The organism is Paraburkholderia tropica, assembly GCF_914484835.1.
Taxonomy (GTDB): Bacteria; Pseudomonadota; Gammaproteobacteria; order Burkholderiales; family Burkholderiaceae; genus Paraburkholderia; species Paraburkholderia tropica_A.
The window spans coordinates 1-13,988 of sequence record NZ_CAJZAR010000044.1; the positions used below are offsets into that span (position 1 = coordinate 1).

Genomic DNA, 13,988 nt, shown 5'->3' on the forward strand with positions numbered 1-13,988 from the left:
TTTTCACACGGCCTCGGCCATGAAGAGACGTACACCAAGATGTAGTCGATGTTCGCTTTGCGCCAGTAATCGGACATTCAGTTCCGTCCTCTTCGCGGTGCGGCATTGCTCAAGTACGGCGTTCACTAAAGAATTACCTACTATCGCCGTAATAAAGGATGTTACGGAAAATTGAGTTTCGGGGGCGACGTTGAAACGGCAGTTCTGGATTGGAATCGGTTTGATTTGCATGGCACTGAGCGGATGCGCAACCCGGCAACTTGTTGCGACGCCTTTGCCCGAATCACGGGTCGGTGTGATGAGCTATGCCGAGATGTCTTATCAGCCACTCGCACTGAACGATGCAAAGTCGATTGACTTCGACGCGAGTACTTCACCAGTGGCTCGGTTTCCAGACGGGCTTGGCGTTTACGCCTCCTTCTCCCTGGATCAACAGTCCGCAGCCACCGTTTTGCGCGTCCGCACATGGTTTTCGAGTACGTGGTTGCCGCTGGCGACGGTGCTAAAGCCGTATGTGATGTTCCTTGATGCTGAAAAGCATGTGATCAGCAATGTCGAGTTATTCGGCGGCACGAACGGAGCGACCTTCGTGCAGGGTAGCTACAAGCAAGGTTACTTCCTCGTTCCACCGACCGCGCGGTTCTTTATCCTCTATTCGGCTTCGTCGGAATCCGATCGGATGGTTCTCACGGCGCAAACCGGAAAACGGTGGGGCATCCCCAATGCCTATAGCGGCACAGTTGAGGTCAAGCAGGAGTTTTCGCACCAGTGAAAGTAAAAACATTAGTAACGAGCTTGCTGGCTCGATTGACGATGTTTGCGTTCTCCCTGTCGGTAATGGGATGCGTGACGACGAACTACATGCCGCCCCCAGGTGTGCCGACGGCAAACATTCGTTTTCGCGAGATCGGCGAAGGAGGGTTCTTCCTTTATCAACCCCCTCCGTTGCCGGGTTGCTATCTGCCTAGCGATCCACTGGGTGGCGCGCTCGGTGGTGAGCCCATCGGCGTGGCGGACGTTCCTCCCAAAAACGACCATACAATCATTCTCATTCCCAGCCATCGCCAGCAGCCGAGACTGGGGATGCCAATCGACGGCGCCTATATCGACCGGAGTTATTTTGAACTCAGGATGCAAGCGGATCATTTGCTGACGCTGCGCGTGGTGCTTCCGGGTCGAGACCAATTCGACAGCGCCTTTCGCTTTACTCCAAAATCAGGGGGGAACTATGAGGTAACGGTCCATCCGGGAACGCCGCTGAAGGTCGATGTCTATCACATTGACTCCCACGATGGACACTACGCCCTAGAGCCTGTTAACGACCTCGAAATCATTCGGCGATGTTCGTGAACGTCGCAACGCGATCGGCGGTTGAGAAGCGGGCTTGAGTCATTCGGCGTAGCACGGTGATTGCCTGCTTCGGGTCGCATGCTACCGACCACTGCCGTCTAGGCGCAAAGCATGCGATATGCGACTTGCATCGGTTGGCACCCGCCATGAACGGTCAGTCGACTTGAGCATCCGAGTTGTTCACAATCGCTCGTGTTGACCAAAGTCGACGCACCAATGGCCGTCAGGAGGAGCCACACCATTCGTGGAACCGTTCGAGTACCCGAAAGCCAACGTAATCGAGTTTTCGCTTGTACAGCCAACGGTAGTAGCAATCCCAATAGCTGATCATTCGATCATGCGTGCGTTTCATGAAAACTGGGTTTTCCCTGAAAAACGCGCCGTAAACACACTGATCCATGGATGGCAAGTTCGCTTCAATCTCGGCGAGAATTTCAATTACATACTCGCCGCAAAGGTGCACGATGAAAGGCGCAATCCAAGCTTCGGGTGAACTGGCCAGCCGCCCGATATGGCGCTGGCGCACATGTCCGTCAAGGTGCCTCGTTAGCACGCAAGCATAGATGGCCGCTTGAGCCGAGTTCAGCTGAGGGAATAGCGTGTCATCGCATTCGTGGTGAATTCGATACGGGATGTTGAGTGATTCGCCTCGAACAACGACAGCCGCTCCGGGATGAGTTGCGGAGCTGGGTCGAATCAAATCCGTGACGACGGTCACTTCGGAGCGAAGCACTTCGGGAAAGGCAGTCAGCAATGGACCGCTTTGAACTCCGTTATTCGCTGCCCAGGAGCTTGCCATAGGGTTTCGCCGTCAACGCAAATATGCAATTGTGTCATACGTAGACCTACCGCCGGCTGTGCCTGCGAATGTCCGCTTTGGGTTTCTGGGAGTGTCCCTTCAGGGTCGAAATGCGCCTCTCGCCTCCCCTGCGCCGCTCATGAAATGTCTTTCGGCCTTACCGCCCCGAACTACGCCTGCGCGCCCCGAATCAAGGCCCGGGCACAACGCTGCAGCGCACTCGCCGCCGCCACGGGTATGGCTGTTCGAAATGGAGATTCAGCAGGCCACCGATTAGAAAGAAAATTTATAGAGCGCCGAAAGACGAAGCCTCTCCAGGCCTGGCGAGGACTAACCGGAAAATTGCTCGAAAATCAAAGCCCCCCTACCGCGTGACATTGAGTTAGCTAGCTCGACGCCAGATAGCGTTGCGGCGATTCGCCCGTGACCTGCCGGAACATGACGATGAACGCGCTTGCGCTGCGATAGCCGAGATCTTTCGCCACCTGCGCCACCGAGTGCCCGAGCGTGAGACGCGTGATCGCTTCCGCCACGCGCATCTGCTGACGCCAGGCCACGAAGGTCAGCCCGGTCTCCGCGTGCAGGCGGCGCGCGAGCGTGCGCCCGCTCGCGCCGAACTGCTCGCCCCAGAAGTCGAGCGAGAGATCGCTGCCGGGGTCGTTCATCATGTGCTCGCAGAGCTTGAGCAGGCGCTCGTCGCGCGGCAAGGGCACGCCGGGCTCCGCGAGGCTGGGCGTTTCCGCCAGCACCTTCAGCAGCAAGGGCGCGGCGAGCCCCGCGCGGCTCGTGGCGGTATAGCTGTCCGCGCCCTCCACCAGCGTGAGCGCGAGTTCGCGCAACAAGGCCGAGACGCCGATCACGGCCGGGTCGTCCCACGGCCACGGAAACACGTCGGGTTCCAGATAGACGCTGCACAGCGCCGTGTCGCCGACCGCGTGCAGTTCGTGATCGACATCCGACGGCAGCCACACCGCGCGCGACTGCGGCACGGTCCACGTCCGCGCGGGCGTGAGCACGCGAATCACGCCTTTGACCGCGAACACCAGTTGACCATGACGATGCTGATGCCACGTCACGCGTTCGCCGTGACGGTAATTCACGAGCGTCGCGGCGACTTCGCGCGGCAGCGGCGCGCGGGCCATCGGGTAGCGCTTGAGCAGAAACGACTTCATCTGGCGGGCGCACAGGCGCGGAAGAAAGTGGCTCATGATAGTGGGATTTGACTAAAAGTTGTCAAAAATTCGATATCGCCTGTCCGCCTTTAATTCACATAAGCCGGTAATCTCCTTACCCATCAAGGCTTCGATCGGATCCCCGTTCGAAATCAATAATGCTTCTCATTCGTGCGATTGACCGCGTGCCTGGCTGTGTCATCGACTAAACGGTCGACTCCGCAGTCAACACCCGCACGGACGATTTTTCCGCCGCTTATGCCCCTGATTGCTTCATTGATCCGCAGTTCGCGCTGGCTTCTGCCGCTCGCCCTGCTCGTGAGTCTCGTGAGCGGCTTCGCCAACGCGGCGCTCGTCGCGCTCATCAACCAGGCACTGCAGGCGTCGGGGCCGCAACTTCTGCAACTGGGCGTGCGCTTCGCCCTGCTCGCGGCGCTGGTGCTCGCCACGCGCGTCGGTTCGCAGACGCTGTTCATGTATCTCGGCCAGCGCGTAAAAGCGCGCCTGCGCATGCAGACGATCGGCCGCATCGCCGCCGCCTCGTTCCGCGATCTGGAGCGCTGCGGCGCGGCGCGCGCGCTGGGCGCGCTGACCCAGGACCTCGACAGCATCGTCGTGTTCTTCGTGAGCCTGCCGTCCATTGCGATGCAGGGCGCGGTGATCGCCGGCTGCCTCGCCTATCTGGGCATGCTGTCGCTGCCGATTCTCGGCGTCGCGCTCGTGGTGCTCGGCGTGGGCACGTTCGGCACGCATCTCGTCGGCTCGCGCGCGCTGCGTCATCTGCGCGCCTCGCGCGAACGCGAGGACGAACTGTTGCGCCAGTTTCGCGCGCTGTTCGACGGCGCCAAGGAACTGAAGCTGCATCGCGCGCGCGCCGATGCGTTCGTCGGCGGCCATCTCGCGCCACATGTGGAAGCGGTGCGCGCGCAACGCACGCGCGGCTACGTGCTGCATGCGCTCGCGGCAAGCTGGGGCAATCTGCTGCTGTTCGGCTTCGTCGGCCTGACGATCTTCGTGCTCGCCCGTCTGTTCGACGCCGACGCGCATGTGATGTCGGGTTACGCGCTCGTCTTTCTCTATCTGATCATGCCCGTGGAAGGGCTGCTGGCGGCGTTGCCCGCGATCAGCTCGGCGCGCGTGGCGTTCGAGCGCATCGGCAAGCTCGAAGCCGCGCTGCCGCCCGAGCAAGTCCGGCTTGCCGATGTCGATGCCGACGTCGATACCGATCGGCCCGCGCCCGCCGCGCAGCCCGCGTTCTCACGCATCGTGCTCGAAGGCGTCGAGCATCGTTACGCGCGCGAAAACGAAGACGGTTTCTTCACGCTCGGCCCGATCGATCTGACCTTTCGTGCGGGCGAACTCGTGTTCCTCGTCGGCGGCAACGGCAGCGGCAAGACCACGCTCGCGAAACTGCTCGTCGGTCTGTATGCGCCCGAACGCGGCCGCCTGCGCGTCGACGACGTGGCCGTGGACGACGCGACGCGCGCCGCCTATCGGCAGCATTTTTCGGTGGTATTCAGCGACTTCCATCTGTTCGATTCGCTGCTCGGTTTGAGCGCCGGGCGCGAAAGCGCGGCGCGCGCGCTGCTCGTCGCGCTGCAACTCGACCACAAGGTGCGGATTCAGGATGGCGCGTTTTCCACGCTCGCGCTTTCGCAGGGGCAGCGCAAACGCCTCGCGCTGCTGGTCGCGTTTCTGGAAGACCGGCCGTTCTACGTGTTCGACGAATGGGCCGCCGATCAGGACCCGGCCTTCAAGGACGTGTTCTATCGCACGCTGCTGCCGGACCTCAAAGCGAAGGGCAAAACCGTGCTCGTCATCACGCACGACGACCGGTATTTCGATCTCGCCGATCGCCTCATCAAGCTCGACAGCGGACAGATCGGCGCGATGCGTTCCGGCCTCGCGGACGATCACGACCGCGACAAAAACAGCAAGAAAAACAGCGGCAATGACATGGCGAGCGCCGCATGAACGCGATCCTGCAAGAAGACGCACACAAGGAAGCAGACGAAAAGGCGGCCTTCACCCTCGAAGGCGTCGCGTACGCCGCCGGTGGCCGCACGCTGCTGCATCCGCTCGACCTGACGATCGAGCACGCACGCGTGACCGGACTCGTGGGCCACAACGGCTCGGGCAAATCGACGCTCGTCAAACTGCTGGCCCGCCAGCTCGATCCCGCGGCGGGCGCGATCCGTTACGCGGGCCGGCCGCTCGCGCACTGGAGCGCGCGCGAGTTCGCGCGTCAGGTCGCGTATCTGCCGCAGCAGACGCCGCTCACCGACGGCATGACCGTGCGCGAACTCGTCGCGCTCGGGCGCTATCCGTGGCACGGCGCGCTGGGCCGTTTCGGCGACGACGACCACGCGCGGGTCGACCATGCCATGCGCGCCGCCGACGTGCTCGCGCACGCCGATCGCCCCGTCGATGTGCTCTCGGGCGGCGAGCGCCAGCGCGCGTGGCTCGCGATGCTGGTCGCGCAGGACTGCCGCTGCATGCTGCTCGACGAACCGACCGCCGCGCTCGACGTGGGCCATCAGCTCGCGGTGCTCGACCTCGTCCGCACGCTCTGCGCCTCGGGCGCGATGAGCGCGGTCGTCGTGCTGCACGACGTGAACATGGCCGCGCGCTTTTGCGACCGCATCGTCGCGCTGCGCGAGGGGCGTCTGCTGATGCGCGAGCGCGCCGCCGACATCATCGATCCGCAGCGGCTCGAATCGATCTACGGCGTGCCGATGAGCGTGAGCGTCGATCCGGCGAGCGGACGCCGCCTGGGGTTTCCGGCATGAGCGCGACGACCGCGAATCCGCATCGCCGCCGCGTGCTGGCTGCGCTGACCGCGCTCGCCGCGCTGGCGTCCCCGTCAGGCTTCGCCACGACGCTGCCCCGATCACCGAGCCCGCAACGCTCGCCGCAGCGCATCGTGGTCCTCAACTGGGAGCTGACCGAAACGCTGCTCGCGCTCGGCCGCGCGCCGGTGGGCATTCCGCTGCCGGACTGGTACACGAGCGGGATCGTCGCGCCGCCGCTGCCGCCGGGCGTCGCCGACGTCGGTCTGCTCTATCAGCCGAATTTCGACGTGCTGCTCGCGCTCGCGCCGGACCTGCTGATCGTCACGCCCGCCCACGCCGCGCTGATGACGCCGCTCCGACGCATCGCGCCGACGCTCACGCTGGGCGCGTACATGAGCGCCGCGCAACCGTTCGAGGCGCTCTGCACCGAAACGTCGACGATGGCGCGCGCGCTCGACGCGCCGGCGCGCGCCACGGCGTTGATCGCCGCCACGCAGCACACATTCTCCACGGCCGCCGACGCGATCCAGGCCACGCCGCGCCATGCCGCGCGTGCGGTGATCGTCGCCGAAGCGCTCGACGAGCGGCACTTTCGCGTCTATGGCGCGGGCAGTCTGTTCGACGCGGTGCTCGCGCGTATCGGCCTGCGCAATGCCGCGAATCCACGCGACGCGGCGGGGCGCACGCATAGCGCGCCGTGGCAGACCAACCTGACGGGATCGGCCACCGTTGCGCTGCAACGCCTGTTCGACGCGCCGCACGCGGACATCTTGCTGGTCGGCCCGCTGCACGCCGACCTGCGCGCCGCGCTGAACGCGAGCCCGCTGTGGCGCGCGCTGCCCGCCGTCCGCGAACGCCGCGTGACCGTGCTGCCGGTGATCGCGGCGTTCGGCGGTCTCGTCTCGATGCAGCGCTTCGCCGCCGCCATGCCCGTGGCGCTGGCCACGCTCGACAACGGCGGAGGCGACCTTGCGTAACCTCGCGCGTCCGCCCCTGCTTCAGCGCGCCGCGCCGCCGCGCGACTGGCGTCTGCCGCTCGTCGGCGCGCTGTTCGCGCTCGCCGCGTGCCTCGCCGCCGCCGACCTGCATCGCGCGCTCGCGGGCGCGCCGTTCTGGAGCGCGCTCACGATGCCCGCGTCAATTGGCGCGCAGGACGTGGGCGCGGTGCTGGTCCATTACAGCCTGCTGCCGCGTATCGCGATGACCCTGCTCTGCGGCGCGGCGCTCGGCCTCGCGGGCACGCTGATGCAGCAGGTGCTGCGCAATCCGCTTGCCGAACCGATGACGCTCGGCGTGTTCCCCGGCGCTTATCTCGCGCTCTCGATCGCGACGATCTGGATGCCGGGCTGGCTCGCGCTGGGCCGCGACACGCTGGCGCTCGCGGGCGGCGCGGTCGCGATGCTCGCCGTGTTCGCGCTGGCGTGGGCGCAAGGCATGTCGCCGCTCGGGGTGATCCTCGGCGGCATGGTGGTGAACCTGTACTGCGGCGCGATCAGTCTCGCGATCTCCGTGGTGCATTTCGACCGGCTCGCCGGTTTGCAGATCTGGGGCGGCGGCGCGCTCGACCAGAGCGGCTGGCAAGCGGCGCTGCATCTGGCCGTGCGGCTCGGGCTCTGCCTGCTCGGGGCGGCGCTGCTCTACCGTCCGCTGAGTCTCTTCGATGCGGGCGACGCGACGGTGCGCAATCTCGGCGTGGCGGTCGGCTGGATGCGCGGCGCGGCGCTGCTCGTCGCTGTGGCGCTGACCGCGTTCGTCGTCGCCGACGTCGGCGTGATCGGCTTTATCGGGCTGGCCGCGCCGCTGCTGGCGCGTCTGGCGGGCGCGCGGCGTTTGCGCGACCGGCTCGTCTGGGCGCCGCTCACCGGCGCGGCCCTGCTCTGGCTCACCGATGAAATCGTGCGCTTCGCCGCGCAAGCGGAGTGGTTTTCGGCGCATCTGATCGCGACCGGCAGCGTGACCGCAATCGTCGGCGTGCCTTTGCTCATCGCGCTGCTGCCGCGTCTGCGCACGCGGCCCGATTCCACTGCGACGCCCGGCCCGCGCCACGATCCGCGTGCGCCGCGCACGTTGCCGCTGCTCTGGGCCGTGCTGCTGCCGCTCGTCTGCGTGCTCTCGCTGATGGTCTCGCGCGGCGCCGATGGCTGGAGCCTAGCGACCCGCGCGCATATCGACGCCCTGCTGTTCTGGCGCGTGCCCCATCTCGTCGCGGCGCTGGCGGCGGGCAGCCTGCTCGCGACTGCGGGCACGCTGCTGCAACGCATGACCGCGAATCCGATGGCGAGCCCCGACCTGCTCGGCGTGGGATCTGGCGGCATGTTCGGCATGGTCGCCGTGCTGTTCCTGAGCCAGCGCCTCGTGCCCGCCGCGCTGTTCGCGGGCTGCGTGGCCGGTGCGTTCGCGACGCTGATGCTGCTGCTCTGGTTCGGCCGGCGCGCGCGCTTCGCACCCGAGCGCCTGTTGCTGGTCGGCATGTCGATCAGCGCGCTGTTTCAGGCGGTGGTCGGCGCGCTGATGTCGAGCGGCGATCCGCGCGCGGGCGTGCTCGTCGATCTGCTGATCGGCTCCACGTATTACGTCGCGCCCGGCATCGCCTGGAGCATGGCCACGCTGGCGCTGCTCGCGCTCGCCGTCGCGCCGCTCACCGCGCGCTGGCTCGGCACGCTCGCGCTGGGCGCGGATGCCGCGGCGAGCCTCGGCGTGCCGGTGGGCCGCGCGCGCTTCGCGTTGCTGCTGCTCGCCGCGCTCGCGACGGCGGCCGCCACCGTCGTCGTCGGGCCGCTGTCGTTCGTCGGGCTGATCGCGCCGCATATCGCGCGCTTTTCCGGCGCGCGGCGGCCCATGCCGCAGCTCTATCTGGCAGCGACGCTCGGCGCGCTGCTGATGGTCACGGCCGACTGGCTCGGCAGGCAAATCGCGTTTCCGCAGGAGGTGGCGGCGGGCCTCGTCGCCACGCTGCTCGGCGGACCGTGGCTCGTGGCGCGGGTGTTAGTGCGCGGCGTGCGCCGTTGATCGCGCGGTTTCAGCTAGCGAAGCAAATAGCACATCAAGCAGCACATCAAGGGCAAACGGGGCCCTCAAAACCCCCGTCCATAACGATCGTCCCTCGCATTTTTTTACAGCCCGCCTTGCGCGGGAGGAAGCCGTTCGGCCTTTTTCAACAGTGGGATGATTGACGATGACAACGAGAATAGACCACCGTGGCGCGCGTCGCGCGCCGGCTTCGGGATGGTGGAGGCTGGCGCCGCACCGCGTCACGCGCGCCGCGCCGCGATTCGCGCTCACCATGACGCCGCTCGCCTTCGCGGCGCTGAGCCTCGCCTCGCCGTGGGCGCGCGCGCAAACCGCGCCTGCCGCGAACGGCGAGGTACTGCCCGCCGTGACGGTATCGGGCGCGAACGACGCCGACGCGACCACCGAAGGCAGCGGCAGCTACGCCGCGAAGAAGGCCACGATCGGCGGCAAGGTCGCGCAGTCGATCAAGGAAACGCCGAACTCGGTTTCGGTGCTCACGCGCCAGCAGATGGACGACCAGAACGTGACGACCATCCAGGACGCGCTGCGCTACGTCACCGGCGTGAGTTCGATCGATTACGGCGACGGCACCGCGTATTTCCGCGCGCGCGGCTCGCAGCTCGGCATTGAATTCGACGGCGTGCCGACCTTGAGCGGCCTGCAATATCAGCTGCAATTCGATCTGGCGATGTACGACCGCGTTGAGATCTTGCGCGGCCCGGGCGGATCGATCGACGGCATGGGCGAGCCGGGCGGCGTGGTCAATCTCGTGCGCAAGCGCCCGCAGGATCAGTTCCATCTGGCCACGGAAACGCAGGTCGATTCGTTCGGCAGCGTGCGCCAGATGATCGACGTGACCGGCCCGCTGAACAAGGACGGCACGGTGCGCGCGCGCGGTGCTGGTGGGCGGCGACGGCACGCAGTCCATCGACCGCACGCGCAGCAAGGAAGTGATGGCCTACGGCGCGCTCGACTGGGACCTCACGCCGCGCACGACGCTCTCGCTCTCGGGCGGCTATCAGGTCTCGCCGATTTCGGGCATCGACTACGGCGCGGGCGGCGTGCTCAACAGCACGCGCACCGCCCTCACGGGCCGCGTGCCGAGTTCGTTCACGCAGAACTTCAGCCCGAGCTGGAACTACGCGTACACCTCGCTGCAGGAAGGCAACGCAAACCTCGTGCATCGCTTCGAAAACGACTGGCAATCGTCGACGACGCTGTTCTATCGCCACGAACTCTCGAAGGCGTATTACGCGTACTCCGGTCCCGGCGCGACCGCAGACGGACTCGCGCGTTTCGGCGATCAGCGCCAGCGCACCAGCTACGACTGGTTCGGCGCGGACAGCAACGTATCGGGCCCGATCCGCCTGTTCGGGCAGACGCACACGCTGACCATCGGCGCCAATTACTCGGTGATGACGTCGAGCGCGCAGTCGGGTTATCTGGCGCTCACCGGTCCGTATGGCGGCGCGTTCAGTCTCTACGATCCGAACGCCGTGCCCGCCGTGGACGTGCCCTACACCTTCGGCACCAACCATCGCACCGTGCAGTACGGCGTCTATGCGCAGGCGCGCATCAAGCTCGCCGACCCGCTCACGCTCGTGCTCGGCGGGCGCGAAGCCTTCCTGCAGGACCGCACGCAATCGACGCTGCCAAGCGTCACCGACTGGACCACGAACGCGCAGATCAATCACCGCTTCCTGCCGTCCGCGGGGCTGCTGTGGGATATCGTGCCGTCGCTCACGGCCTATGCGAATTACGCGCGCTTTCTCGACGCACAAACGGAGAGCACGTATTCGGGCGCGGGCCTGCCGCCGCGTTCGGGCGAGCAGTATGAAGTGGGCGTGAAAGGCAGCTTCCTGAATGGCCGCCTGAATGCGAACGCCGCGCTGTTCCGTATCGACGACAACAACCGTGCGGTCGCCGATCCGGCGCACCAGTATTACTACGTCTCGGCGGGCAAGGCGCGCGATCAGGGCGTCGAACTCGAAGTCACGGGCCAGCCGACGCCGGACTGGAACGTCTACGCCGGCTACACGTATCTGAACGCGCACTACGAGAATGATTCGCCCGATCTAACCGATGGCACCGACCCGAAGCATCTGTTCAAGCTGTGGACGAAATACACGTTCTCGCGCGGCGCGTTGCGTGGTTTTTCCGTGGGTGGCGGCATGCTCGCGCAGACGCGTATTTCACGCGGCGTCGAACAAGGCGGCTATGCGATTTTCAATGCGCAGATCGGCTATCGCTTCAACAAGCACGTAGAAGCGTCGTTGCAGTTGAATAACGTGTTCAACCGCGAATATTATATTCGCCCGCCCAGCACGTACTACAGCGTGTTCGGCGATACGCGCAATGTCATGTTGACAGTTAGATCGGACTTCTGATTAGTTTGGTGGCCGCACGAGTTGCACTCGTGCGGCATACACTCAGCCAAGTTCCGCCAAGCAGCGTGCAACTGCCACATTCTCCCCCTCAATCACTATGGGGCTGATTACGCCGCAGCGAGGTGCGTTTGCATGTCGTGACGTTCACCGCGTGCAGTTCGTATTGAAGACCGAGTTCTTCGAGCACACGATACACGTCCGAAATCACCCGAAAATCTCTGCTGGAGCAACCGATTCACGCCCTGATTCGTTCAGTCAAGCTTTCGGAGGCAGGAACCCGCCCCTTTCGAACGTCGTCGAAACGCGTCGCGTTGCGCGGCGAGGCTAAACAGGATCGCAAGAGATCCTAACGTATCGAGCAAAGCACACAGCATGACTTTCTCCCATTAACGCCTGAGCATCGGTCCATATGTCTTTACAAAAAACGCCAGCGTGATGCCGGTCGTGGCGATCAGCGTAATGGCGCGGACTATGTCCGGTCGCGCCCGCCGCCCGACCAGCGCACCTCCGTATCCGCCAGCGATTGCGCCTGCCAGCATGACCGATGTTTCCGGCCAGCGAACCACGCCGGCAACGACAAAAGCCATCACCGCCACCACATTCGCCGCGCTGACCAGCAGCGTTCGCGGCGCGTTCAGATGCTTCAAATCACACGTGTCCAGAAGTCCCCACATCGCGATCATCATGATCCCGACTGCACCGCCAAAATAGCCTCCGTAGACACCTAGCAAGAACTGAATGGCGAGGACCACATGCGCGTGAATGCGCCAGCGCGCGCGTAACGCCGCGCCGATTCGTCGTCCGAACGCAAGCGCGACCGACGCTATCAGAAGCAGCCACGGCAACATGAACGTAAACGCGACTGATGACGTACAAAGCAGCAGCACCGCGCCCGTCAATCCCCCGCAGAGCGTTACCGCGAGTAGCCCGCCAAGCGACACGGCGCCCACCGGTTTCAGCCCGCTGCGATACGCCCATGCGCTGGCCAGCCCGCCTGGAAACAGGGCGACGGTGCTAGACGTGTTCGCCAGAACCGGAGGAACGCCCGCGGCAATCAGCGCGGGAAGACTGACGAACGAACCGCCGCCTGCCAGCGCATTCATCGCGCCTGCCAGTGTTCCTGCGGAAAAAATCATAAGCATGGAGTTCATGAACGCCATGCTAGCCAGGCGGTGCTGCCTGAACAATCTGGAACTACCGGTGCTAGACTTCGGAAATTCCGAAGGGAAAGATAATTGCCATGCGCTTTGACCTGACAGATCTGCGGCTCTTTTTAACCGTAGTCGAATGCGGAAGCCTGACCCAGGGCGCCCGCTCGCTGCACCTCGCGCTCGCGTCGATCAGCGAGCGCATTGCCAGCATGGAATCGACCTTAGGCGCGCCGTTACTCGAACGCAACCGTCGCGGCGTACGACCGACGGCTGCGGGCGACGCACTGGTCCGTCATGCGCGTCTGATCCTGGGTCATGTCGAGACGATGCGCGGCGAACTTCGAAGCTACGCAACCGGCCTCAAAGGCCGGATCAGGTTGCTGTCCAACAGCGCCGCCATGGCAAGTTTTCTGCCTCCGGAACTGTGCCAATTTCTGGCCGCCCATCGCGACCTGTCGATCGACCTGGAAGAGCGTACCAGTGCGGACATCGTGCAATCTTTGATGAGCGGGCGAGCCGACCTGGGGCTGGTTGCTGACACAACCGATTTCGGCACGCTGCAGACACAACAGATCGGAACAGATCAGCTTGTCGTTGTTGTCGGCCGGTCGCACCATTTTGCACAGCAAGCGAGCGTTCTGTTTGCCGATTTTCTGCGCGAGCCGATTGTCGGAGTCGCCGACGCAGCGCTCGAAGTGTATCTGGCAGAGCGTGCATCCCGCCTCGGAGGTCAACTGGACTACCGCATCAAGCTACGCAACATCCAGAATGTTGCGATGAACGTCGAGGCGGGCGTGGGAATTTCAATCGTTTCCGATCAGGTGGCCAGAGTCCTTGGCGGGAATCTGGTTGTGTTGCCGCTCCAGGAAACGTGGGCCAAACGGCATCTCTATCTTTGCGCCCGGGACTTTTCCGCGCTGACTCCGCATGCTGCCCTCCTCGCAGCGCAATTACTGAAGCGTGCGCAGTAGTTAGCGTAGCCAACAGATTTGATTTTGTCTGCAAAGCCTTCAGGGAAAGACACTCAGCCCAACCGCAACGCTAACACTGCGTAATCGATGAGAAGCTAATGCCGCTGGACGACAAAACAAAAGCCGGATTGCCCGGTTTCATCGTGGTTGGTCACTTCCTTGCGATTGCGCGAGCAGGCGGCCGGCTTCGAACGATCACCTCGTCGAATTGACGTGGTGTTCGGGTGAACCTGCTTTGCAACCCGGGAAGATCTGCGACATGGCATACGCGCTGTGGCTCTCATAGCCGCTACTCAAAGCGACCCGGGTGATCGGTGTTCTCTGTAGCAGCATCGCCAGAGGGGACATCGTGCT

At 64.3% G+C, this 13,988-nt stretch carries 11 protein-coding genes and 1 pseudogene; 9 read left to right on the plus strand and 3 right to left on the minus strand.

The genetic code is table 11. The annotated features are described in order from the left end of the window. The first annotated feature begins 229 nt into the window (after positions 1–229). Together LDO54_RS13455 and LDO54_RS13460 are read left to right on the plus strand one after the other, a co-directional pair. Positions 230–772 (plus strand): hypothetical protein, encoded by a 543-nt coding sequence (locus LDO54_RS13455; RefSeq protein ID WP_224011017.1) that lies wholly within the window; start codon positions 230–232, stop codon positions 770–772. Next, the gene (locus LDO54_RS13460) at positions 769–1,350 is read left to right on the plus strand and encodes a hypothetical protein (RefSeq protein WP_224011019.1); all 582 of its coding nucleotides are present in this window, start codon (positions 769–771) and stop codon (positions 1,348–1,350) included. The genes LDO54_RS13455 and LDO54_RS13460 overlap by 4 nt, the downstream gene beginning before the upstream one ends. Before the next feature lie 223 nt (positions 1,351–1,573). On the opposite strand, the gene LDO54_RS13465 is transcribed toward LDO54_RS13460, so the two are convergent. Next, on the minus strand, positions 1,574–2,149 hold the full coding sequence (locus LDO54_RS13465) for a hypothetical protein (RefSeq protein ID WP_224011021.1): 576 nt from the start codon (positions 2,147–2,149) through the stop codon (positions 1,574–1,576). Between the two features lie 386 nt (positions 2,150–2,535). Then, positions 2,536–3,357 (minus strand): AraC family transcriptional regulator, encoded by an 822-nt coding sequence (locus tag LDO54_RS13470; protein ID WP_224011023.1) that lies wholly within the window; start codon positions 3,355–3,357, stop codon positions 2,536–2,538. Between the two features lie 222 nt (positions 3,358–3,579). Between LDO54_RS13470 and LDO54_RS13475 the strand changes: the two genes are divergently transcribed. The 6 genes and pseudogenes from LDO54_RS13475 to LDO54_RS13500 all read left to right on the plus strand — a co-directional run bounded on the left by LDO54_RS13475 (position 3,580) and on the right by LDO54_RS13500 (position 11,512). Beyond that, positions 3,580–5,295, plus strand: a complete 1,716-nt coding sequence (locus LDO54_RS13475; RefSeq protein WP_224011025.1) for a cyclic peptide export ABC transporter — start codon at positions 3,580–3,582, stop codon at positions 5,293–5,295. After that, positions 5,292–6,110, plus strand: a complete 819-nt coding sequence (locus LDO54_RS13480; RefSeq protein WP_224011027.1) for an ABC transporter ATP-binding protein — start codon at positions 5,292–5,294, stop codon at positions 6,108–6,110. The genes LDO54_RS13475 and LDO54_RS13480 overlap by 4 nt, the downstream gene beginning before the upstream one ends. After that, positions 6,107–7,090 carry an iron-siderophore ABC transporter substrate-binding protein gene (locus LDO54_RS13485; protein ID WP_224011029.1) on the plus strand — a complete coding sequence of 328 codons (984 nt, stop codon included), beginning with the start codon at positions 6,107–6,109 and terminating at the stop codon, positions 7,088–7,090. The genes LDO54_RS13480 and LDO54_RS13485 overlap by 4 nt, the downstream gene beginning before the upstream one ends. Further along, positions 7,083–9,122 carry a Fe(3+)-hydroxamate ABC transporter permease FhuB gene (gene fhuB / locus LDO54_RS13490; protein ID WP_224011031.1) on the plus strand — a complete coding sequence of 680 codons (2,040 nt, stop codon included), beginning with the start codon at positions 7,083–7,085 and terminating at the stop codon, positions 9,120–9,122. Before LDO54_RS13485 ends, fhuB begins: the two co-directional genes overlap by 8 nt. A 511-nt stretch (positions 9,123–9,633) precedes the next feature. Next, positions 9,634–9,825: pseudogene (locus LDO54_RS38835) on the plus strand (TonB-dependent receptor plug domain-containing protein); the annotation flags it as partial. Positions 9,826–10,021: 196 nt separating this feature from the next. After that, complete coding sequence (locus LDO54_RS13500; RefSeq protein WP_224011033.1) at positions 10,022–11,512, plus strand: TonB-dependent siderophore receptor; 1,491 nt, start codon at positions 10,022–10,024, stop codon at positions 11,510–11,512. A 386-nt stretch (positions 11,513–11,898) separates the two neighbouring features. On the opposite strand, the gene LDO54_RS13505 is transcribed toward LDO54_RS13500, so the two are convergent. Beyond that, complete coding sequence (locus LDO54_RS13505; protein ID WP_224011035.1) at positions 11,899–12,663, minus strand: sulfite exporter TauE/SafE family protein; 765 nt, start codon at positions 12,661–12,663, stop codon at positions 11,899–11,901. 89 nt (positions 12,664–12,752) lie between these two features. Between LDO54_RS13505 and LDO54_RS13510 the strand changes: the two genes are divergently transcribed. Then, a complete protein-coding gene (locus LDO54_RS13510; protein ID WP_224011037.1) occupies positions 12,753–13,634 on the plus strand; it encodes a LysR family transcriptional regulator in 882 nt (293 codons plus the stop codon). The last annotated feature ends 354 nt before the right edge of the window (positions 13,635–13,988 follow it).